The sequence below is a fragment of the Providencia sp. PROV109 genome (genome assembly GCF_033681625.1).
Lineage (GTDB): Bacteria > Pseudomonadota > Gammaproteobacteria > Enterobacterales > Enterobacteriaceae > Providencia > Providencia hangzhouensis.
Genome location: NZ_CP096320.1, coordinates 2,681,467 through 2,702,866, shown reverse-complemented (window position 1 = coordinate 2,702,866; position 21,400 = coordinate 2,681,467). Strand labels below are relative to the sequence as shown.

The 21,400-nt window shown below is 37.8% G+C and carries 23 protein-coding genes; 10 read left to right on the top strand and 13 right to left on the bottom strand.

The features are described 5' to 3' along the window. Nucleotides 1-29 precede the first annotated feature (29 nt). Both M1F25_RS12525 and M1F25_RS12520 read right to left on the bottom strand, forming a co-directional pair. Entirely contained in the window at nt 30-812 is a 783-nt protein-coding gene (locus M1F25_RS12525) for a class I SAM-dependent methyltransferase (RefSeq protein WP_153673356.1), read from the bottom strand. Nucleotides 813-897: 85 nt separating this feature from the next. After that, a complete protein-coding gene (locus M1F25_RS12520) occupies nt 898-1,389 on the bottom strand; it encodes an N-acetyltransferase (RefSeq protein WP_096863884.1) in 492 nt (163 codons plus the stop codon). 134 nt (nt 1,390-1,523) lie between these two features. Here M1F25_RS12520 and M1F25_RS12515 point away from each other — a divergent pair, with 134 nt between their 5' ends. Continuing rightward, nucleotides 1,524-1,868, top strand: coding sequence for a DMT family protein (locus tag M1F25_RS12515; RefSeq protein WP_004253438.1), 345 nt, complete (start codon nt 1,524-1,526; stop codon nt 1,866-1,868). Nucleotides 1,869-1,911: 43 nt separating this feature from the next. Here M1F25_RS12515 and M1F25_RS12510 read toward each other — a convergent pair whose 3' ends face one another. Then, nucleotides 1,912-3,063 (bottom strand): pyridoxal phosphate-dependent aminotransferase, encoded by a 1,152-nt coding sequence (locus tag M1F25_RS12510; RefSeq protein WP_181488046.1) that lies wholly within the window; start codon nt 3,061-3,063, stop codon nt 1,912-1,914. Between the two features lie 278 nt (nt 3,064-3,341). On the opposite strand from M1F25_RS12510, the gene M1F25_RS12505 reads away from it, so the two are divergent. Next, entirely contained in the window at nt 3,342-3,845 is a 504-nt protein-coding gene (locus M1F25_RS12505; protein ID WP_181488044.1) for a DUF1543 domain-containing protein, read from the top strand. A gap of 40 nt (nt 3,846-3,885) precedes the next feature. On the opposite strand, the gene M1F25_RS12500 is transcribed toward M1F25_RS12505, so the two are convergent. Together M1F25_RS12500 and M1F25_RS12495 are read right to left on the bottom strand one after the other, a co-directional pair. Further along, nucleotides 3,886-4,224 (bottom strand): hypothetical protein, encoded by a 339-nt coding sequence (locus tag M1F25_RS12500; RefSeq protein ID WP_004253447.1) that lies wholly within the window; start codon nt 4,222-4,224, stop codon nt 3,886-3,888. A gap of 189 nt (nt 4,225-4,413) precedes the next feature. Next, nucleotides 4,414-4,638, bottom strand: a complete 225-nt coding sequence (locus tag M1F25_RS12495) for a hypothetical protein (RefSeq protein ID WP_094960468.1) — start codon at nt 4,636-4,638, stop codon at nt 4,414-4,416. A 286-nt stretch (nt 4,639-4,924) separates the two neighbouring features. Here M1F25_RS12495 and M1F25_RS12490 point away from each other — a divergent pair, with 286 nt between their 5' ends. After that, the gene (locus tag M1F25_RS12490; protein WP_094960469.1) at nt 4,925-5,302 is read left to right on the top strand and encodes a hypothetical protein; all 378 of its coding nucleotides are present in this window, start codon (nt 4,925-4,927) and stop codon (nt 5,300-5,302) included. Nucleotides 5,303-5,361: 59 nt separating this feature from the next. On the opposite strand, the gene M1F25_RS12485 is transcribed toward M1F25_RS12490, so the two are convergent. Both M1F25_RS12485 and M1F25_RS12480 read right to left on the bottom strand, forming a co-directional pair. Continuing rightward, nucleotides 5,362-5,733, bottom strand: a complete 372-nt coding sequence (locus tag M1F25_RS12485) for a hypothetical protein (protein WP_036957640.1) — start codon at nt 5,731-5,733, stop codon at nt 5,362-5,364. Between the two features lie 373 nt (nt 5,734-6,106). Next, the gene (locus tag M1F25_RS12480; protein WP_004253462.1) at nt 6,107-6,355 is read right to left on the bottom strand and encodes a DinI-like family protein; all 249 of its coding nucleotides are present in this window, start codon (nt 6,353-6,355) and stop codon (nt 6,107-6,109) included. Between the two features lie 581 nt (nt 6,356-6,936). Between M1F25_RS12480 and M1F25_RS12475 the strand changes: the two genes are divergently transcribed. Both M1F25_RS12475 and yddG read left to right on the top strand, forming a co-directional pair. Beyond that, nucleotides 6,937-8,397 carry an alanine/glycine:cation symporter family protein gene (locus M1F25_RS12475; RefSeq protein WP_094960470.1) on the top strand — a complete coding sequence of 487 codons (1,461 nt, stop codon included), beginning with the start codon at nt 6,937-6,939 and terminating at the stop codon, nt 8,395-8,397. Between the two features lie 188 nt (nt 8,398-8,585). Further along, on the top strand, nt 8,586-9,485 hold the full coding sequence (gene yddG / locus M1F25_RS12470; protein ID WP_094960471.1) for an aromatic amino acid DMT transporter YddG: 900 nt from the start codon (nt 8,586-8,588) through the stop codon (nt 9,483-9,485). Nucleotides 9,486-9,552: 67 nt separating this feature from the next. Here yddG and yidA read toward each other — a convergent pair whose 3' ends face one another. Continuing rightward, nucleotides 9,553-10,365, bottom strand: coding sequence for a sugar-phosphatase (gene yidA / locus M1F25_RS12465; RefSeq protein WP_004253474.1), 813 nt, complete (start codon nt 10,363-10,365; stop codon nt 9,553-9,555). Nucleotides 10,366-10,591: 226 nt separating this feature from the next. Next, entirely contained in the window at nt 10,592-10,975 is a 384-nt protein-coding gene (locus M1F25_RS12460) for a helix-turn-helix domain-containing protein (RefSeq protein WP_004253477.1), read from the bottom strand. A 333-nt stretch (nt 10,976-11,308) separates the two neighbouring features. On the opposite strand from M1F25_RS12460, the gene mgrB reads away from it, so the two are divergent. Together mgrB and M1F25_RS12450 are read left to right on the top strand one after the other, a co-directional pair. Then, nucleotides 11,309-11,455, top strand: a complete 147-nt coding sequence (mgrB, locus tag M1F25_RS12455; protein WP_004253482.1) for a PhoP/PhoQ regulator MgrB — start codon at nt 11,309-11,311, stop codon at nt 11,453-11,455. Between the two features lie 230 nt (nt 11,456-11,685). Then, nucleotides 11,686-13,062 carry an amino acid permease gene (locus M1F25_RS12450; protein WP_036957645.1) on the top strand — a complete coding sequence of 459 codons (1,377 nt, stop codon included), beginning with the start codon at nt 11,686-11,688 and terminating at the stop codon, nt 13,060-13,062. A 75-nt stretch (nt 13,063-13,137) separates the two neighbouring features. On the opposite strand, the gene pagP is transcribed toward M1F25_RS12450, so the two are convergent. Then, nucleotides 13,138-13,713, bottom strand: a complete 576-nt coding sequence (pagP, locus tag M1F25_RS12445; RefSeq protein WP_004253487.1) for a lipid IV(A) palmitoyltransferase PagP — start codon at nt 13,711-13,713, stop codon at nt 13,138-13,140. Between the two features lie 671 nt (nt 13,714-14,384). Here pagP and M1F25_RS12440 point away from each other — a divergent pair. The 3 genes from M1F25_RS12440 (at nt 14,385) to thiD (ending at nt 17,768) form a co-directional block, all read left to right on the top strand. Beyond that, complete coding sequence (locus M1F25_RS12440; RefSeq protein ID WP_112308354.1) at nt 14,385-15,941, top strand: YjjI family glycine radical enzyme; 1,557 nt, start codon at nt 14,385-14,387, stop codon at nt 15,939-15,941. Then, nucleotides 15,913-16,779 (top strand): YjjW family glycine radical enzyme activase, encoded by an 867-nt coding sequence (locus M1F25_RS12435; protein ID WP_181488041.1) that lies wholly within the window; start codon nt 15,913-15,915, stop codon nt 16,777-16,779. The genes M1F25_RS12440 and M1F25_RS12435 overlap by 29 nt, the downstream gene beginning before the upstream one ends. Nucleotides 16,780-16,970: 191 nt before the next feature. Further along, a complete protein-coding gene (gene thiD / locus M1F25_RS12430; RefSeq protein WP_004253495.1) occupies nt 16,971-17,768 on the top strand; it encodes a bifunctional hydroxymethylpyrimidine kinase/phosphomethylpyrimidine kinase in 798 nt (265 codons plus the stop codon). A 46-nt stretch (nt 17,769-17,814) separates the two neighbouring features. Here the strand turns inward: thiD and yegS are convergent, their stop codons facing one another. The 3 genes from yegS to baeR form a co-directional block, all read right to left on the bottom strand. Next, entirely contained in the window at nt 17,815-18,714 is a 900-nt protein-coding gene (yegS, locus tag M1F25_RS12425) for a lipid kinase YegS (protein ID WP_004253508.1), read from the bottom strand. A gap of 462 nt (nt 18,715-19,176) precedes the next feature. Then, on the bottom strand, nt 19,177-20,562 hold the full coding sequence (gene yegQ, locus M1F25_RS12420; protein ID WP_004253511.1) for a tRNA 5-hydroxyuridine modification protein YegQ: 1,386 nt from the start codon (nt 20,560-20,562) through the stop codon (nt 19,177-19,179). Between the two features lie 128 nt (nt 20,563-20,690). Then, nucleotides 20,691-21,398, bottom strand: a complete 708-nt coding sequence (gene baeR, locus M1F25_RS12415; protein ID WP_405127815.1) for a two-component system response regulator BaeR — start codon at nt 21,396-21,398, stop codon at nt 20,691-20,693. Between the last annotated feature and the right edge of the window lie 2 nt (nt 21,399-21,400).

Below are 21,400 nucleotides of genomic sequence, written 5' to 3'. Positions count from 1 at the left end.
AGTGACAAACAAAACGAGCACCAATAATATTAATTTGTTTTAACTGCCATCGTTGCTAGGAATGTGGGCAGATAATTATCAACGACAAATCGTGGATTAGGTTGCCAGTCTTCTTTAAAGCCAGTGATATAAAAGCCTACCTTTATTTGCCCCCCAATAAGATCTGTTAATGAGTGACCGAACACAAAAGCTTCTCGCCTTGCTTGCTTTTGCGCTATTTGCTCTATTGATAGGGTAGATAGCTCGGAGTACGGCATAGTATGACTTGGTTTTATTAAACCTTGCTCATCATATCGCTTATCACGTTCTCCAATGAAAACAACTGGATTAAAAAAACTGGATAACAGTCGTCCATTTGGTTTTAAAACACGGTAGCATTCTTGCCAGACTGGGTTAACATCTGGAATATACAGGTTAGAAATAGGGTGAAATATAATATCAAATGATTCATTCGCAAACATGTGTAATGAGCGCATATCACCTTGAACAATCTCTAATGTTAAATTATCCCTTTCTGCCACCATTTTGTCTTGCTCAAGCTGTTTTTGAGAAAAGTCAAAAACAGTCACATTCGCCCCTGCGGCCGCGAGTACTGGAGCTTGCTGTCCCCCAGCAGAGGCTAAGCAGAGAATTTTTTTATCTTTTACATCACCTAACCAAGCGTCATCAACAGGAGTTGGAGTTAGATGAACCTGCCACTTTCCTTTTTTAGCTTCATTGATAGTTTTGGAATCAACGGGGGTTGACCAAGCAAGTTGCGATTCTGCTTGTTTATCCCATGCTTTTTGGTTGGCACTCATAAAATCTGTCATAAAAAGACCCTCTGCATACAATAATTTGTCACAATGTAGCAAAAAATGAGCAAATTGAAATAAAAATGTACCAATTAGTACACAATTAATTTCCTACCATTAAATGATATGAGGTGCCATTAAATTCAAAATTAGTGACATTACTCATTCCTATCTTCTTATGTGCAAAAAGGGACCTAAGATTATCTGCATTGATAAATGCAATAGGCTTTCCTTGGTTATACGAACAAACGCTATCAAAAAGGCTCTTTAGAATATTTTTTCCTCTATAATTTCTATCAATACAAACAGGGCCATAGAACCAATTATTCTGTATAATTTCCGTATGCTGTTTAATGATCAAATGTGCTATAGCGGGTAGGGATGAAGAATGAGGATCAAAGCTAAATACGACTGCGATAATTTTATTTCCATCTCTGGCTATAACAGTAGTTAGACTCCCTGAAAACATAGCCTTGACTTTAGCTTGAGGATATTCACCGAGTAACCCACCTTGTTGGGATTCAGAATTAGATTGCAATAATTGAGCCACAGCAGGACAATCTGATTGTGTCATTAATTCATATTTAATATTCATTATTCCCTCGTAATGATTGCTAAATACGTTTAAATTTATGATATGAAGAGTAGCGGGATTTGTGGGAGCACATTGTAATGTGTTACTTCTAACCCCATAATATCGGTTATTTATTCTTTGTCTATTGAATCAGTATGTTAACTAAACTTTATCCAGTATTTTTACTTGTTATTTCAAATGTATTTATGATGTTTGCTTGGTATGGGCATTTAAAATTTACAACAAAGCCACTGTATGTTGTTATTTTCTTTAGCTGGTTAATTGCATTGGTTGAATACTGTTTTGCGGTGCCAGCTAATCGGTTAGGGCATCAGTACTACAGTGCAGCTGAATTAAAAACAATGCAAGAGGTGATAACACTCTGTGTTTTTGTTCTTTTTTCAGTGTTATATTTAGGTGAAAGTTTTACCATTAATCATTTAATAGGTTTTATTCTCATTTTTGCGGGGGCCTTTTTTATATTTAAGGGGCCATTTTAACAAAAAGAGCAGTTTGAGCTGCTCTTTTTGGATTTGACTTAATTTATACCCATCCTTTTTTATGGAATTGTTTCAGTATTACAACAAATTGCTGCATTTCCTCGGGGGTTCCTAGCGTTAATCTATTCCAGCCAACCGCTGGTGGAAATTCACGACCTACCATGACATGAGCATCAGCCATACGTTGTTGATAGGTTTTTACGTCCCCTTTAACTTTATGGAAAATAAAATTAGCCTGTGATGGAGCATATTCCAGCCCGATTTCGTTTAATGCTTTTTCTACGATTTTTCTCGATATATCGTTGGATTTTAGGCTGTATTGAATAAATGATTTATCCTTTAGTGATGCAATCGCAGCAACCGCACCTGCTGTATTAGTATTATCAATAGATAAAAACGTATCTACAGCAGCAATAATTTCGGGAGTTGCGACCCCATAGCCGACTCTTAAGCCTGCTAAGGCAAAAATTTTAGAGAAGGTACGTGTGACAATCAGGTTGTTTTGACCTTTTTTGACTAATTCAATAGCACTTGTAAAGTTCGGGTCTTCAACAAATTCAGCGTAAGCTTCATCAACGATAAAAAATGTGTTGTCAGAGTCTTTACTCAGCCACTTATCAAGCTGGCTATAAGGCGTGATCATTGCCGTCGGATTATTTGGGTTACAAATATAGACCATTGATAAACCATCAAAGTCATTAGCGGCTTGTTCCATTTTTGCTAAGTCAAATGATAAATCGGTTTTTAAAGGAATTTTCGTTATCGTCACCCCTAATGGTAGGGAGTATAGCTCCGCATAATTGAATGTTGGGTCAGGTGTGACAAGCTGAATATTGATACCGCGTTTCTTCGCTTTATTTGCCAACATCGCGACAGTGGCTTGAATGGTTTCAGATGAACCATTGCCTATACTAATGTTCTTATCGGATAAACTGTAGAGCTCACCAATATTCTGCTGTAATTCAGCACGAGCATCATCAGGGTAGCGGAATGCATTAGGTAATGCTTTAATGATAGCTTCTTTAGCCTTTTCGGACATCCCTAATGAGTTTTCATTGAAATTCAATAGTAATGGGTGTTTTTCACTCGGTAAGACAATGTTACTATTTTGTGCAACCGCATGATTAAACAATGAATTAAGCGCAAGCCCACCAGCCACTAATGAGCTGGATTTAAGAAATGAACGACGATCCATAGTTATTCCCTGAAATTATTATTTTTGAATGTATTAGATTACTCATAATTATCTCAAAGTAAATAATTATATATATAAAATGACTTTTTATTCATTTGATTGTTTGGGTTAACTATTTCAAATCATTGCATAGGAAATTTAATATTATCTATTTAATTGATATTAAAAGATAAAATTTTTAACTCGGGAGTGACTAGAATAATAAGTAATTGTGCTATGAATTAAATTCGTTATATAATAATTTATATGATGATTATTTGGCTATAATAGGAACAATAATGAAGCTATACATGTTTTATGTGGGTGGTAACGCAGGTAAATCTAATATTGAAGTACATGATGTTCAGTTTGTGGCAGCAGAGCAACCTACAGATGCTTGGCCGACATTAAGAGAAAATTGGTTTGGTGATAAAGACAAGAACCATATTGATGGCTATGCAGTGATTAATTGGGCCGATGGGTTTGAAATAGAATTACGAAAAGAACCCTCAACAAGTGAATATCGCCTTTATTTTGTTAATGTAGGTGGATATATTCCAAGCAACCTTGCGGAATTACACGAGTTTGATTTATTCGTTGCTAAAACTGCACATGAGGCTAAACAAAAAGCACTTCAGGCGCTATTAACAAATAGTCAGCAACAACATAAAGATAATTTGAAAGATGTGGATGATTGCTTATTACTACAACAAGTTGGTGATTTTTATATACATCTAACTGAAAATAAAAATGGAAATCACTTTATTCCTCAGTGGCAAGGTTACCAGCCAATCGGAATATAAAATAATACCAAGGGTAGTGTTATTCTACCCTTGGTAAAAATTACTGACCTTGTACAGGGGTATTAGGCGTAATTTCTACAACTGCAACTTTAACCATATATTGTTTACCATTTTCTCCTTTAGGAGCATCTGCAGCAATTTTTTTCAGTGTTTCATCTGGCTGAGCTGTTTGAATTGATGTTGAATATTGCATCATACCACGGTGACGATTTGCATAATTAGAGTGACGATAATTATCACAAGGTCTATCATTATATTGGTGTTGATTTTGGTACCCACCACGGTGCCATGAACCATTCCCATCCCCTGGGTAAGCAAATGTTGAAAAACTGATAGCGATTAAACTTGCACTAAGAATTAATGGCTTTAATATATTCATGTGATATCTCCTTTAGAATATTTATTAATTATCATTCTGCCATTCTAATTATGTAATTCAATTACATTTACTTATCTAAATGAATAAACCATAATTCAATCACTTTATATTCATTATTTCTTCACAATGAAAATAGTTTGTTAATGAAATGAGAGTGAGGTTAAATTATAATTCTCTGTTGGTTTTGTTTTATTGTTTTTCATTGAAAAACTTAGCGAGTTTACTGATTGATATAATTGATGCAACGGCAATATCTTTATTATAATCATCACATAATACTAACAGTCTATCGATGGCGGCTTCTTGTTCAATTGAACAAATATAATCACCTAATGCATTTATTGCAGCTATTTTAACATCATTGTTATTGCCATGAGTTAAGTTAACGAGATTTTTAACGATCTTTTCTTTCATAAAAATAGATTAAATTAGCCTAATAGTATAGAGGTTAGTATAAAACTAGCTAACAAAATAAAAAATGTTTTTTTTATTAATGTTAAGTTAATAGATATAAATTGAATCAATAGTGATAGGAAGGTTTTAGAATAGTTTTCAATATTAAAGTTCGAGTTTTATGAGAAAATAGCAATTGGTTAGGGGGAATATCAAATAGTAGAGCCAAAAGCTCAAATTGTTTATTCAAACTGATATAATCCATTTATACTAGTTCGATTTATCATAAAGTAGAAAGGGTGATGCGTTGAAGCGTATAAAAACAAAATTACTGATTGTACTGCTATTGGCTTTAGGAGTATTTGCATACCATTCTTATACGAGTATTGGTGATTCAGATGTTAAAAATGAAGCACAAAGCTTGGTGGAAAAGAAATTCGGCAACTCATCAGCAGTTGAGTTTAGTGATGTTGAAATAGTACAAAAAAATGAGTTTAAGGAAGGGGAGAGTTATCGAGTTTGTGGCTTATACCATTTATCTTCCCAAGACGACGCTCTGCCATTTGTTGCGAATGTGATTGTTAAGGAAGGGAGTTTTTCTGAACATGGGCAGCTGATTATTAGTGAAACACCGGAGTTACAATTTTCTATTGAACAGTTGTGTGTTAAAAAACAAGCTAATTGATAAAAAAGCGCTCAAAGTAAAAGTTGAGCGCTTTTTTGTTTCCTAGAAAAATTAAATGATTAAGATTTATTCAAAAGAAGTTCAGTTTGAATTTTACAAGCTGAAACAGAATCATTTAATGATTTATTGAAGTCAGCTTCATTAGCAAATTTAGATTTATTGCTACGTACGGTATCAATCGCTGAAGTTAGATTTTTGCGGAGGTCTGACTCAACAGTGGCTAATTGCTTGAGATCGACATTTTCACTTTTCAGTTTAGCAATGGTTTCTTGGGTTAATTCACTGCTAGTTTTGTCAGTGCTGTATGCTTCACTTAGTGCTTGACCTGTGATTTCACAATAATCGTTGGCTATCTCACTAATATTTAATGGGGCATTATCAGCCATAACAAGGGCTGGGGCCAGGCAAAAAGCCAGTAATAAACGCTTCATAGTCATACCTCTATTTTGCACACAATGAATAATAACTCTATCTGGTATTAGAGAAATACTATAGCAGATTAGACCTAAAACGGGGGATGTCGAATGGGTTTTAGCATGATTTCATAAAAAAGAGCCAGTATAAATACTGGCCGCTATAATTAGCAAAAGCAATGTAAATGAAAATTACGTTATATACATTATCATATAACGGTGTGAGGTAAAGCGATTTCCACTTATTTTGGTGAAAGTTAAGATTAAGTATGATCTTGATCAGAGTTTGGATAAATATTGGAAGAGCGTTATTGAAATATAGGAGAGTTAAAACAACCAGCTAGCGATCATGCAGACCACTGCTGGTTCTATTCATAACCTCACAGAGAGCTTATTGTTTTAACCAATGACCATGTTTTAATACATCTTCGACAAGTTCATGTAAAACAATATGTGCTTCGTTATCGTCATGAAAGCCTTTAGTTTGAAAGGTTGTTGGGCCATTATCATGAGTAATCAATAGATAACTACCAGGGTAGACTTCTAAAACGCGAGCTTTCAGTTCTGCAATGAAGGATTCATATGATTTTTCAGGGAGCTGAGAAAGTGGGTCATCAGATAACTTAATATTAATTTCCATGCGTTAACCTCTTGTTTATAAATTTAATTAAGCTCAGTTTATTGTTAAGTGAAAGCATAAGCAATAATCTAATTATGATGATTGCAATTTGATTTATTTTGGTGCTGTGAATTAACGTTATTCATTGAGTCAATATTCCAAATAGCAAGTGAGTTAAATATAGTTAATATGATAAATGTTTTAGTTAGAGGATAAGCTAATTAAAATTGACGATGTGAAATAAATAATAGGCTTTTATTTGTTTAAGTGACTATTTGATTAAAATAAATACTATAATTCAATCATTTGATTGGTTTTTTGTTAAATAATAAATGATTTTATCATGCTTATATTTTTCAATATGTTACATGTCTTTTTTTGTAAATGTCTAACTTTTTTTTATTAAAACGTAATGTAGTTAATGATTGTTCAAGCGAAAATCAATTTACATTAAAGATAAAAAAATATAATTTCTGATAATCATATTAAGATGATTTGGCTTTTGTAAGCTGAACTCCTTTTTCTGGAGTTATATTTTAAATGTGAGGTTTTGATTTTCGATTAATTATTTATTAATCGTTCTAATAAAAAAGGAGTGTAATTTGATAGAATTTATAAACTCATTAACTAATTTTATTTGGGGTTCTTTACTTATTTATTTATTACTGGGTGCCGGCCTGTATTTTACTCTTCGGTCAGGGTTTATTCAAATTAGGCATTTTGGCCATATGTTTAGTGTCTTAAAAAATAGTAAACAGTCCGATAGTGCGGGTATCTCATCTTTTCAGGCATTATGTACAAGTTTAGCCGCTAGGGTCGGCACAGGAAATTTAACCGGAGTTGCAATTGCGCTAACAGCAGGTGGGCCAGGTGCTATTTTTTGGATGTGGGTCGTCGCTGTACTCGGAATGGCTACGTCTTTTATTGAGTGTACTCTCGCACAGTTATACAAAACCAAAGATGATAAAGGAAACTATCGAGGTGGGCCTTCATATTATATGCAAAAAGGCTTAAACCAACGCTGGATGGGCGTATTATTTTCCATTTTCCTGATTATTGCCTTTGGTTTAGTATTTAATGCAGTACAAGCTAATTCTATTGCTCAAGCAACCGCAGTCGCCTTTGATTTCAATCCAATTTATGTTGGCATTGGCTTAGTTTTATTAAGCGGAGTTATTATTTTTGGTGGATTGAAATCCATTGCGAAAGTTGCTGAATTAGTTGTTCCAGTTATGGCGTTAGCTTATTTGCTATTAGCTTTTTGGGTTGTTGGGCACCATATTGAACGATTACCTGAAGTTTTTATGCTGATAATCCGAAATGCATTTGGTTTGCAAGAGGCAGCCGGTGGGGCTGTCGGTTATGGTGTTGCTCAGGCAATGACACAAGGAATTCAACGGGGGTTATTCTCTAACGAAGCCGGGATGGGGTCTGCACCAAATGCAGCGGCATCTGCGGCACCTTATCCACCACATCCTGCGTCACAAGGGTATGTACAGATGCTTGGTGTATTTATGGATACCATCGTTATTTGCAGTGCGACCGCCATTATTATTTTATCATCTGGCGTTCTAGAAAGTGGAATGGATAACATTAATGGTATTGAATTGACACAGCTTGCTCTTTCTTCTGCTGTTGGTAGCTGGGGAAGTACGTTCATTGCAATTGCTATCTTCTTTTTTGCATTTACATCAATCATTGCTAATTATGCTTATGCCGAAAGTAATATGATTTTTCTCGAGAATAATCATACAGCTGGGTTATTTATTTTTCGTTTAGCTGCGTTGGGTATGGTGATGTTTGGTGCGCTCGCTGAAATGCCATTTATTTGGAAACTCGCAGACTTATCGATGGGCTTAATGGCTATAACTAATCTAATTGCGATCCTTTTATTATCGGGTATCGCTTTCAAACTTGCTAAAGATTATAACCAGCAGTTAGTTGCCGGCAAAATACCGACTTTTGATATCAATCAACACCCTGAATTAAAGAAACAGTTTGAGGAAGGGATATGGGAAAAAGAAGAAGTTGATAAGTGGGTTGAGAAAGAAACATCTCGCTAATACAAAACATTTTAAGCATAAAATTCTTAGGTGATAGCCTGAGAATTTTTTTTATGAAATATTATCAATGCGTAATAAGAATAAGCGCTTGCATTATAATTATTTGAGCTATAAGGTTTTTTAAGGTGATAAAATAAATGTATTATTACAATAAATACCAATTTCGAAACTAAATAGCTGAGAAAATTATGAAATTGAATCAGTATGCCGCAACGCTGTATGGGGTTATATCAATCTTGTTGTGGAGCACAATGGTAGGGCTGATCCGTAGTGTAAGTGAAAACTTTGGGCCTGTGGGTGGTGCTGCATTAGTGTATACAGTCGGTTCGCTTGTATTGGTACTCGTTATGGGGATACCAAAAATAACGAAATATCCTAAACGCTATTTGCTTTGGGGAACGGTGTTATTTGTTAGCTATGAAATCTGTTTTGTTTTGGCGTTAGGATTAGCTAATAACCGGCAACAAGCTATTGAACTTGGTATGGTGAATTATTTGTGGCCAAGTTTTACTATCGCACTTGCTGTGTTTTTTAACCGCCAGCGTTTCACTTTATTATTAGGATTAGGGTTGGTTTTAGCTTTTATGGGGTTGATCTGGGTAATTTCAGGCAATCAGCCATTGTCGGTGCAAACTATTTTGGCAAATATACAAAGTAACCCACTTTGTTATTTTTTAGCTTTTATTGGAGCCATTGTTTGGTCATTTTATAGTAATGTTACCAAGCGTATTTCTGGTGGTCACAATGGCATGGTATTATTTTTCATCATGACTTCTATTGGGTTATGGATTTTGTATTTTTTTAGTACGCCAACAGCGTTTATTATCAATAGCGAAAGCCTGTTGTTATTACTCGTTGCCTCTATTGCGACTGGTGGGGCGAATGCATTATGGACATTTGCGGTTATCAAGGGCAATGTGGCTTTTCTAGGGACGCTTTCTTATTTCACTCCAGTTATATCGACAGCATTCGCGTCTATGTTGTTAAGTACCGCATTAACGTTAAGTTTTTGGCAGGGTGTGTTAATGGTGACAATGGGGTCGGTGATTTGCTTTTTAGCGACTAGGCAAAAACCAATACACGGTTAAAAATGGCAGCGCATACTGGTGTAAGCGCTGCAACGGAAAATATACTGAAGTGAAATTTTTTGCGGACTTATACATTAATAAACTTATTAATGGCGACGGCAACACCATCTTCATCATTGGTTGTGGTGACAAATTTAACCATTTGGCGAATTGGCTCTAAAGCATTGCCCATTGCGACAGAAACACTGGCGTATTGCAGCATTTGAATATCATTGTTTTGGTCTCCAATACTCATGACTTTGTCCGGTGTAATGCCTAGTTTTTCACAGATACATTCTAACGCTGCGCCTTTACTTGAGGTTTTATTTGATACCTCAAGGAAATATGGGCTTGTTCGAGTTAAAGAGTAATTATCAAAGACATTCTCTGGAATATAGCTGATACCCATATCTAATTTTTCTGGATGGTCAATTATCATAAACTTAGTAAATTCCAGAGAAGAGTCCATTTCATTAACGGGGCAATAGATAAGCGGAGTGTGGGTTAGATAAGCATCTGCCACCGTATAGTGACTAATATGGCGGTTTGCCGTGAACATGCTGTTATCCGCAAGAGCATGCATGTGGACCCCAACATTTCTAGCCAGTTCCTCAAAATATTGGAAGTCAGCGAAATCTAACAAATTTTCTGCCAGATGACTGCCATCATTGGCTTGGTGAATGACACTACCATTATTACTAATACAGTAGTTATCCGCTGTATTTAAATCTAATTCCCGCAGGTAGGGGGATATACCCGAAAATGGCCTACCGGAGGCTAAAATAATATGGACACCTTTTTGCTTAGCTTGTGTGATGGCCTCTTTTACTACGGGAGATATTTGGTGTTGGGAATTAAGTAATGTGCCATCTAAATCAATGGCGACCAGTTTGATTGACATCCAATGCCTCCTAAAATTCGTGCTTTCTGCCAATACCTTACTCCAATTATTCGGAATGTAAATTATACAAATAGTTATAATTTTTACGCGTACTAGAATAATGGGTATTTGATGTGAAATTGAACAGAATATAACGCAGGAACTCTGTTCAATAGTCAAAGGTTGAAATGACAATGTTTTATAGCATTAGTGTGTGAATCAATAGATTAATGCGGCTAAAATATTCTCACTCATAATTATGAATCAAATGAAGCGGTTGCTTAACATCTAATTGGATTTGGTCATTCTGTCTAAAATCAAATGGCGTAATGCCATATTCCTTACGAAACATATAGGTAAAGTGGGACTGTGACCCAAAACCAAAATCCAGTGCGATATCGAAAATAGACTGGTTGCTGTTGCGCAGTAAGTTAACCGCACCAGCAAGACGGCGTTGGCGGATGTATTTACCCAGTGAAATCCCTGTGACTTCTTTAAAGATTTTTTGCATATGCCAAAGTGAATAGCCTGAATAAGCCGCGAGCTCTTCTAAGTGGATCACGCGCCCTAAGTGTTCTTCTATCCATTTACTCAAAGCATAAACAAGTGCTAAGTGGTTATCTTGTGGCATCTCAAATGTTTTCTAGTTTTACGGTAGCAGAAGTATACACAACTTCATTTCATCATGACAAAGGCTGCTTGTGCGGTATTTCCTATTTTTAGGATAAAAAAAGCACAATCAGAATAAGTTAATGGTCAATAGCACCTAAAATGAGCGAAATTTTTGTAAAAAGAGGTCAATTGCATATTTTCCTCAAATTTAAGGCTCGAAATTAGAGTACCATTTATTTTATAAACGCATTACGTGCAATGCCATAAGTGATATCAATCATAAAATGGCAGTACCTTAGTATTGTAATCATTTGAAAAATAAAATCATCATAGAAATATGAAGGAATTATCGGTGTTTGGTCGTAAATTAATTATTGTTATAAGTGCAATCTTGGCCTGTATTTTTCTCTATCTTTTAGCGATGGATAGCCTGTGCGACCAAGGTGGAGAGGACTTTATTTTTGGTATTTGTCGTGTAACTGACTTGTTACCATTTTGAATTTGCTTTTTAATGCACAATCCATGATATTGAGTTGGGGTAACTATCCTGCGGTATCATTTTGTTATGTGATGAAAAAAAATAACTAATAGCACCAGCTTCTGGTTCGTAGAATAGGGTAAAAACAGCGCCAGAAGAATGTAGTGTTAATAAGAAAATTCAAATAAACTTGTGTCATTATCATTAGTTTGGGCGATAAAAAGCAAGTAAGAGGACGAAAGGGTAAAGTTATGGCGCAACAGCAACAGACGCTAAAGCGGGGATTAAAAAATAGGCATATCCAATTGATTGCTTTGGGAGGCGCTGTTGGTACAGGGTTATTCCTCGGAATAGCAACAACCATACAAATGGCAGGGCCATCAGTTTTACTTGGCTATGCATTGTGTGGGTTTATTGCTTTTCTTATCATGCGCCAGTTGGGAGAAATGATTGTTCAGGAACCGGTCGCGGGTTCATTTAGCCATTTTGCATTTAAGTATTGGGGTGGTTTTGCGGGCTTCCTCTCAGGGTGGAATTACTGGGTTATGTTTATCCTTGTTGGGATGACAGAACTGACGGCCGCAGGTAAATATATGCAACACTGGTGGCCTGAGCTCCCGATATGGGTTTCTGCCGCGGTGTTTTTTATTGCGGTAAATGCCGTTAACTTGGTTAATGTTCGCTCTTATGGGGAAACTGAATTCTGGTTTGCATTGATTAAAGTTATTGCTGTCGTAGCTATGATTATTTTTGGTTGCTACTTACTACTTAGCGGTCATGGTGGCTCACAAGCGAAAGTGAGTAACTTATGGGAGTATGGCGGTTTCTTTGCTAATGGTTTTAATGGGCTAATAATGGCTTTGGCTATTATTATGTTTTCATTTGGGGGCTTAGAGCTAGTCGGTATTACGGCCGCAGAGGCAGAAGACCCAGATAAAAGCATTCCAAAAGCGATAAACCAAGTTGTGTACCGTATCTTGATTTTTTATATTGGTTCGTTAGCTGTATTGTTAGCGTTGTACCCTTGGGTTGACCTTGATGGCAAAACAAGCCCATTTGTATTAATTTTCCACGAATTAGGGGACTTACTAGTTGCTAATTCGTTGAACGTTGTCATTTTGATCGCTGCGTTGTCTGTTTATAACAGCGGGGCTTATGCGACAAGCCGTATGTTGTATGGTTTGGCACAACAAAGTAATGCACCTAAATTTCTTGCAAAAGTGAATAAAGGTGGCGTTCCAGTCATGGCATTATTAGTTTCAGGTATTGCGACTTCTGGCGGGATTTTAATTAACTTTGTGATGGAAGGTAAGGCTTTCGAATTATTAATGTCATTGGTTGTGACGACGTTAGTTCTGAACTGGATTATGATTTGTGTTTCAAATTTGAAGTTCAGAGCGGCAATGAACAAACAAGGTGTTGAAACGAAATTTAAAAGCATTTGGTATCCATTTGGGAACTATCTATGCTTAGCATTTTTGCTGTTAATTTTAGGGATTATCCTGACAATGGACGGCTTACGTATCTCGGTATTAATTATGCCATTATGGATAGCGGTTCTATGGGTTGGGTACCAGTTCTCAGGGGCTAAAAAGCAAGATTTAGCTAAAAGCCAACAGCTGAGCTAAATTTGATTTTCTGATAATAAAAAGGTCGGTGGGAATATCCCACCGGCCTTTTTATACAGTAATGAAGTACTTAAATTACCATTGCCAACGTAACCAAGCGAATAATACGTTACCGTTATTATAAGTTCCCGGAATATAAGTGGCTTGTAGCGAAAGTTTGTCATATTCCACTGATACCAGAGGAAGCGGTGCTGGGATCGGAATATAGTACATATCCTTGCGGGCAGTAACACTGAGAGTGAAGCCAGCTCCCATGCGAAAACCATCAATGTCCCCGGGGATCCACATTTTTTGGAATGCATAACCACCAATTGGTTCCCAATCATTATGTGAATCTTTAAATGCCATTGCATAGATAGCATGCCAGTCATTGTCTTCATCATAACGATATTTACCAAAGCCCAGACCCCAAGGGCGCTCGTTATATTCATCTGTTTTTTTCTTGTCGTACATTGCACGGTTGTGCCAAGTCACAGCGGGAACGTATAGCTCATATTTGTCTGAGTCCCATGTGGTACTGACATTACTTTTAAATGTATCCCATAAATTTGCTGATTGCTCTTGTGCAACGGCAGGCGATGATATGCAGATTGAGGCGCTCATGAGTAGCGATGCACCTACGGCCAACTGTATGTTTTTATAAACTCTCATTGTAAATCCAGTTCTGTATCGCAGATATAAAAATGATGATTAGCTCGCTAATGATTATCAGATTAGCATTATTATTATAATTTTGAGCGAAATTATTTTAATTAAGATGTACAGAATATAACAGTATTTATTACATAGTTAAGGATAATAATTGGCTGGTCATGGTAGAACCGTTTAATTTTGCCTGTTTTTAAGTAGGATAACCGATAGATAAATTGGATGTTAACTTATCAGATTGGTTATTGAATAGTCTAATCCTCCTAAAAATAACCAATAATAATAGATAAGGTATTTCATTTTCTTATTAATAAAGCCGTTATTTGATAAGAAAAAATGAAAGAGAATTTTTTAATCAAGAATAAGAGAAAACATTGTGTCACTCATTATTGTTGTATTTAACGTTTTGTAATAAAAAGATATTTTTAACAATTTAGGTGATTACGACTAGTAATGTTGATAGAGCAGACATTTATGAAAAATAGCGTGCAAACAAATCTAAAAAGTATGATGCACGTCAAATAATGACTTGTCTCAATGGGATGAAATGAGTGTTATAGGCGGCAGGTATAAGCTGCTGCATGTCAACACGGGTAGGAGCGAGTACTTAAAGGTTTATAGCATATACATTGCTGTGCGTAACCTTGGCTTCTAACTAACAAAGGAACATCACCATGATGAAACGCCAAGAACCACTGACTGAATATCAAGCAAAATGCTTGGCTATCGCTACAGACAAAATATTATCACCAAAACAAAAAGCCAATTTTTTAGCGATAGAGGCCGATAGCAATATTCCTTACCTTGCGATGAGCCAACCCCTAGCGGATGCGTTAAATGAACGTGTTATTTGTGATATGTATGAAGGAAATGCACCGTATAAGCCACGTTATGTATTGCCTGATTATGTAAAATACCTCAAGCAAGGTTCAAAATACTTAGAGTTAGCCCCTGCTGAGGACTTTGATGATGCCCTTAATCATCTGATGATTTTGTACCACCACGTCCCTTCGGTAACCAATTTCCCTGTGTTTTTAGGGTATTTAGATAAAGTCCTCATGCCATATGTGGGTGAGTTGACAGAAGAACAACTGTATCCAAAACTAAAAAGATTCTGGGTGCAGTTAGACCGAACTCTACCTGATGCTTTTATGCATGCCAATATTGGGCCTGATGACAACGTTATTTGCCGTTTGATTTTACGTATTGATGCAGAACTGAAACAAGTCGCACCTAACCTGACATTTGTCTATCACCCACAACGCACACCAGAGTCGCTTTTCTTACAAGCGATTGAGAATATTTGTGAATGTAGTAAGCCACATATTGCAAATGATATTGTTCATAGTGCGGCATTCGATAAACAAGGTTACGGTATTGTCAGTTGTTATAATGCATTACCTGTTGCGGGTGGCGGAAGCACTTTAGTTCGTATTAATTTGCGCGAAGTTGCGTTACGCAGTCAAAATTCAGCTGATTTTTTAAATGTGCAATTGAAAAAGTATTGTGAGTTACAAATGGAACTCATTGAAACACGTAGCGCATTTTTATATGAGGAATCTAATTTCTTCCAAACCAGTTTTCTTGTTCAAGAGGGGTTAATTGAGCCAGAACGCTTTGCACCGATGTTTGGTATTTATGGTTTAGCAGAGGCCGTGAATATCTTGATGGAAAAAGATGGCGTGAAAGGCCAGTACCAAGCGAATTCACCAGCTTTACCATTGTCTTATCAAATTAGTGAACAATTGGCAGACTTTGTAGAAACAACACCGGTTAAATATGGCTATAAAAACCGAGCTATGCTTCATGCGCAATCTGGGATTAGCTCAGACATAGGAACGACGCCGGGGGCTCGTATTCCATATGGTGAAGAACCCGATCCTGTGTCGCATATTCAAGCCGTTGCACCTCATCACAAACACTATTTATCTGGGATCAGTGACATTTTAACCATCGATGAAACGATTAAACAAAACCCGCAAGCATTAATGCAATTGTGCAAAGGGGCGTTTAGTTGTGGGATGCGCGAATTTACCGCAAACGTGGCAAGTAATGATTTAGTCCGTGTCACTGGCTATATGGTGCGTTTGTCAGATATCGAAAAATACAAAGAACAAGGTTCTAGAAGCAATACTACCTGGTTAGGTGAAGAAGCGACTAAGAATTGTAAAATTACAGCCCGTCAGCAGCGAGTCATCAGCAATGAGCAATCGATGCGCTACGCTGAATAAGGTTATTCCTTTTTCCTACGTAGATGGGCCGGGCAATCGACATGTTATCTTTTTGCAAGGTTGCAATTTACGTTGTTTGAATTGCCATAATCCATATACCATGGCGCTCTGTGACCATTGTGGGGACTGCGTTTTAACCTGTCCTCACAATGGGTTATCATTTGTTGATGGTAAGGTTATATGGGATAGCGATGCCTGCCAGCTCTGTGACACTTGTTTGCAAACGTGCACTAAGAATTCAAGCCCAATGACAGTATCGTTAAGTGTTAATGATGCTATCAATGACTTGAAAAAAAATGTTGTCTTTCTGAATGGTATAACCATTAGTGGCGGGGAAGCAACAACACAATTACCTTTTATTATTGAATTATTTAAAGCGATTAAAGACACACCTGAACTGAAACATTTAACCTGCTTTATTGACAGTAATGGCCATCTTGCTTCTGCGGGGTGGAGTAAGGTAATTGAGTATACTGATGGCGTAATGATTGACTTAAAATCATGGAGCGATGAGTGTGCCTTAAGATTAACTGGGAAAGATAACCAACGTGTATTTCAATCAATTCAATTTCTGGCACAAGCGGGAAAATTGTATGAATTGCGTTTATTATATATTCCTCAGCAAACAGATTATCTAGAACATATTGATAAACTGGCTGATTTCTTAAATCAACTTCCTGCAAACACACGAATAAAAGTTAATGCTTTTCAGCAACATGGCGTAAAAAATGAAGCGGCTAACTGGCCTGCGGCAACCCAAACGGAAGTAGAGACATTTGCCCAGCTATTAAAACAGCGAGGTGTCGGTAATATTCATTTGCCTAATGTGTACTTATAAGTCACGTTAATTTTTCCTGTGTAATATATTTCCCCTTTTTATCTAAGTCATTAAAATTCATTCACTAACCGCTGGTATTTGTTAAATGATATGAGACAATCAAGGCGGTTTTATTGTTTGATTTAAAATGATTTCAGTAAACCTCGCTTATCAATCTATTCAAATGCTTTAGCCGAAAAGGGGAATCACTCATGAGGATCAATGCGTTAACCATAGCCGGAACAGACCCATCGGGTGGGGCGGGTATTCAGGCGGATTTAAAAACTTTCTCTGCGTTAGAGGCTTATGGTACGAGTGTGATGACGGCATTGGTGGCTCAAAATACCCGAGGCGTGCAATCCGTCCAAGACTTACCCCCTGAATTTGTGGCGGCACAATTAGACTCTGTTCTCAGTGATGTGCGAATTGATAGCGCAAAAATCGGCATGTTATTTAATCAAAGTAATATCGCAGTTGTGGCGAAGGCGCTGAAGCAATATCCAATTCCGTATGTGGTATTGGATACTGTAATGGTGGCTAAAAGTGGCGACCCGTTACTATTACCCGATGCGGTTGATGCACTGCGCCAACAATTATTGCCCCTCGTTTCTATAATTACACCGAATCTCCCTGAAGCCGCGGTATTACTAGACGAAAAAGTTGCACAAACAGAAAGCCAAATGTTGACTCAGGGGTATAAATTACTTGAAAAAGGTTGTCAAGCGGTGTTGATGAAAGGCGGGCACCTAAGTGATGCTGAAAGCCCTGATTGGTTAATCACACCTGAAGGTGAATGGCGCTTTACCTCTATTCGCGTAAATACTAAAAATACCCATGGTACTGGGTGTACTTTGTCAGCGGCTTTGGCTGCTCTGCGCCCTCGTTGCTCTGATTGGCAAGAAGCGGTTACGCAGGCTAAAGCCTATTTACAAGCTGCGTTAGAGCAAGCGGACAGTTTAGAAGTTGGCAAGGGGATTGGCCCAGTACACCACTTCCATGCATGGTGGTAGCCTGTAATGATTGAAAGCCCGAACACTAGGGCTTTCTCGTTATATTTTAAGCTAATAAGTTACATTGAGGCGGCAACCGGCACTGAATAGCATTCGGCTGCACTGCGAACGTAAAGGTATCTCCCGATAATGGCTCACCATCAAGGTTTAAGATCATATCGTGAGGAGATGAAATTTTTACCCATGATAATTGCCTTTCGACCAAGTGCTCGTTTTTATCGTCTGAAAATAGGTTTGCTAAAAATGCGGGTATGACATCCCTTGCAGGAATAATCAGTAAATTTAATGCGCCATCATTAATCAGTGCTTGCGGTGTCAGTTGTTGTCCTCCGCCCGCTTGGCGGCCGTTTCCGACAGCGATGACCAACGTTTCACCTTCCCAACTAAAGTTTTCGCCCTCAATGCGGCAAATATCCGTTTTCAGCGTATCAGGGCGCAATAAGCCATTTATCACGTAAGCGGCACCGCCCAATGCTGATTTCAGTGCTTCAGGCGTTTCGGTGGTAATACGCGTCCCAAAGCCGCCAGTTGCCATATTGAGAAAATAATATTGCTTATTGACTTGCGCAATATCAATGGGAACTGCTTTACCTTTTAATGAGAGAGCAAGGGCGGCTTCAATATCCAGTGGAATATTCGCGCTGGTGGCAAAATCATTTGCCGTTCCCATCGGGAGAATTCCTAAAGTAGGGCGAGAGTCACTCGGGAACTTCATCAAGGTACTGGCAACCGCATTTACTGTGCCGTCACCTCCTGCGGCAATGATGGTATCAACGCCGTGTTTTATTGCCTGAGAAATAAAATAATAAGTATCATCCAATTCCCACGGAATACGGACTTGAATTTGATGGCCTTCATTACGTAAGTGAGTAATGGCCTTTCGCAGCTCAGCGTGATTGGCTTGTTTACCATTAAGGATAATCATGGCTGACTGATATTGATTCATATATACCCATCCATTCGGCTTAACATATGGCAAATATTCGTTAAAATGAGTATAAATGGATTTATAAGATATTGATGAGCTTATTTTAGATTTTTTACAGTAATAGCATTAACAAGAGAAATGAAATAGAAATTGCAGATAAAAGAAATGGCTAGCTCAAGGGAGATTGAGCCAGCCAAGGAGGTGGTTCCTAGTCTTATTTTATGACTTTCTAGTTCTTCGTTTTCAAGAGTGACTATACGATATTGAATAGCCAATTGATGTGATCTGTTGCATAAAATTGGATATTCAGTGCACTTTTCAATGTAAATGTCAATAACGCGAATGATTCTCATATAAGAAAACGCATATAAAGTGAAATAATATCATATTATAGATAAAAAAAAGCCAAAATATCAAAACGTTAAACGATGAGATTTTGGCTTTTAGCGAACAAACTATTTAAAAAACACGGAGTGGCGGTTAGCCTGCAATTTGTTTTTCTGCCTGAGTTTGGTGAGGTGCGCGGGTCGTTGTTCCTGCTAAGTTACGGATCAACAAACCAAAATTAACATCGACATCCTCAGGGATTGGCAGGTAAACTACATGGCCGTTACCGGGTGCAACATCAATCGCTTCACCTTTGCGGTTTGCTAATGAGTCCAAAGTAAAGACAATATTACCCGCCGGGGTCATCATCTCTAAGCTATCCCCAACGCTAAATTTATTTTTTACATCAACCTCAGCCATACCATTGACACGTTTACCTGTGAATTCACCCACAAATTGCTGAGTTTCAGAAACAGAATAGCCATATTCATAGGTTTGGTAGGCATCGTGAGTGTGGCGACGCAAGAAACCTTCAGTGTAACCACGGTGTGCTAACCCTTCTAAAGTAGATAACAACGTTGGGTCAAAGGGTTTTCCTGCGACAGCATCGTCAATCGCACGTCTATAGACTTGTGCAGTACGAGCACAGTAATAAAACGATTTTGTGCGGCCTTCAATTTTTAATGAGTGAACACCCATTTTTGTTAGGTTTTCAACGTGTTCGATTGCACGTAAATCTTTAGAGTTCATGATATAAGTGCCATGTTCGTCTTCAAAGGCCGTCATATATTCGCCTGGACGTTTAGCTTCTTCTATCATAAAGACTTTATCTGTTGGCGCGCCCGCACCTAAAGTTGGTGCTACATTTTGTACAGGGATCGGTTCATGCACATGGACAATATTACCCACATCATCTTCTTTACCTTCTTGTACGTTATATTCCCAGCGGCAAGCATTGGTGCAAGTCCCTTGATTTGGGTCGCGTTTATTAATATAACCCGAAAGTAGACAACGGCCGGAATAGGCCATACAAAGGGCACCATGGACAAAGACTTCAAGTTCGATTTCCGGTACTTGTTGACGAATTTCAGCAATTTCTTCGAGGGATAATTCGCGAGATAAGATCACACGTGTTAAGCCCATTTGTTTCCAAAACTTCACCGATGCCCAGTTAACTGCATTGGCCTGCACAGATAAATGAATATCCATCTCAGGAAACGCTTCACGAACCATCATAATAAGGCCAGGGTCAGACATGATCAGAGCATCTGGGCCCATTTCAATGACGGGGGTTAAATCACGAATAAAGGTTTTTAATTTCGCATTATGAGGGGCAATATTCACCACCACATAAAACTTTTTACCCAACTCATGGGCTTCCTGAATGCCTTTAGCTAAGTTTTCGTGATTAAATTCGTTATTTCGTACGCGTAAGCTGTAACGAGGCTGTCCTGCATAAACGGCGTCTGCGCCATACGCGAAGGCGTAGCGCATATTTTTTAATGAACCGGCAGGAGACAAAAGCTCTGGTGTAAACATGGTTATTCTCTATCTGATGTCAAGTCAGCACTCACTCATACGAGAGAGTGTTTTTAAGGGATGAGGATTTTACTCCTATTTGATAAAAAAACCAAATATCCCACAAGAATAGTATGTCTATTGATTGCTTAATATTCATCCCAACGGTAGCCGAGGCCATATATTGAACGAATAAAGGTTTTTTCGTTATCGAGGGACTCTAATTTACGGCGTAAATTTTTGACGTGACTATCAATTGTACGGTCCGTTACTACGCGGTGGTCGTCATATAAGATATCCAGTAACTGGTCGCGAGAAAACACCATACCTGCATTATCAGACATAAACTTGAGTAGCCGAAATTCAGCGGGCGTGAGTTCAAGTAACTGTGAGCCATAGCGTACTTGAAATGCATTTTCATCAATAATAAGCTTGGTTTGATTATTGCTATTAGTTTGGTTATTGCTAGTTGTCATATTTGGCTGGCAACGGCGTAAAATCGTTTTGACTCGAGCCACGACTTCTCGCGGGCTAAAAGGCTTACAAATATAGTCGTCAGCCCCAATTTCTAACCCTAATAAACGGTCAATTTCTTCGGTTTTTGCTGTCACCATAATAATGGGAACATCACTGAATTTTCGTAGTTCACGACATACTGAAATGCCGTCCATACCGGGTAACATTAAATCTAATAAAATGAGTGCAGGTTGATGTTGTTTAACATAGTCGATTACTTGGTCACCCCGTGCAATTAATGCGGGTTGATAATTTGCAGCTTGTAAGTAATCGAACAGCAGTTGGCCTAGCTTGGGTTCATCTTCCACAACCAAAATAGGGGTATTGCTCTGTTCAGTCATGA

Coding starts and splice junctions, on each gene's coding strand:
- M1F25_RS12510 (WP_181488046.1), bottom strand. CDS start 3,063: ATGGATCGTCGTTCATTTCTTAAATCCAGCTCATTAGTGGCTGGTGGG.
- M1F25_RS12515 (WP_004253438.1), top strand. CDS start 1,524: ATGTTAACTAAACTTTATCCAGTATTTTTACTTGTTATTTCAAATGTA.
- yegQ (WP_004253511.1), bottom strand. CDS start 20,562: ATGTTTACACCAGAGCTTTTGTCTCCTGCCGGTTCATTAAAAAATATG.
- yidA (WP_004253474.1), bottom strand. CDS start 10,365: ATGTCAATCAAACTGGTCGCCATTGATTTAGATGGCACATTACTTAAT.
- M1F25_RS12495 (WP_094960468.1), bottom strand. CDS start 4,638: ATGAAAGAAAAGATCGTTAAAAATCTCGTTAACTTAACTCATGGCAAT.
- M1F25_RS12485 (WP_036957640.1), bottom strand. CDS start 5,733: ATGAAGCGTTTATTACTGGCTTTTTGCCTGGCCCCAGCCCTTGTTATG.
- M1F25_RS12440 (WP_112308354.1), top strand. CDS start 14,385: ATGATGAAACGCCAAGAACCACTGACTGAATATCAAGCAAAATGCTTG.
- M1F25_RS12460 (WP_004253477.1), bottom strand. CDS start 10,975: ATGCCACAAGATAACCACTTAGCACTTGTTTATGCTTTGAGTAAATGG.
- thiD (WP_004253495.1), top strand. CDS start 16,971: ATGAGGATCAATGCGTTAACCATAGCCGGAACAGACCCATCGGGTGGG.
- M1F25_RS12525 (WP_153673356.1), bottom strand. CDS start 812: ATGACAGATTTTATGAGTGCCAACCAAAAAGCATGGGATAAACAAGCA.
- M1F25_RS12505 (WP_181488044.1), top strand. CDS start 3,342: ATGAAGCTATACATGTTTTATGTGGGTGGTAACGCAGGTAAATCTAAT.
- M1F25_RS12520 (WP_096863884.1), bottom strand. CDS start 1,389: ATGAATATTAAATATGAATTAATGACACAATCAGATTGTCCTGCTGTG.
- yegS (WP_004253508.1), bottom strand. CDS start 18,714: ATGAATCAATATCAGTCAGCCATGATTATCCTTAATGGTAAACAAGCC.
- M1F25_RS12450 (WP_036957645.1), top strand. CDS start 11,686: ATGGCGCAACAGCAACAGACGCTAAAGCGGGGATTAAAAAATAGGCAT.
- M1F25_RS12435 (WP_181488041.1), top strand. CDS start 15,913: ATGAGCAATCGATGCGCTACGCTGAATAAGGTTATTCCTTTTTCCTAC.
- M1F25_RS12480 (WP_004253462.1), bottom strand. CDS start 6,355: ATGGAAATTAATATTAAGTTATCTGATGACCCACTTTCTCAGCTCCCT.
- yddG (WP_094960471.1), top strand. CDS start 8,586: ATGAAATTGAATCAGTATGCCGCAACGCTGTATGGGGTTATATCAATC.
- pagP (WP_004253487.1), bottom strand. CDS start 13,713: ATGAGAGTTTATAAAAACATACAGTTGGCCGTAGGTGCATCGCTACTC.
- baeR (WP_405127815.1), bottom strand. CDS start 21,398: ATGACTGAACAGAGCAATACCCCTATTTTGGTTGTGGAAGATGAACCC.
- M1F25_RS12500 (WP_004253447.1), bottom strand. CDS start 4,224: ATGAATATATTAAAGCCATTAATTCTTAGTGCAAGTTTAATCGCTATC.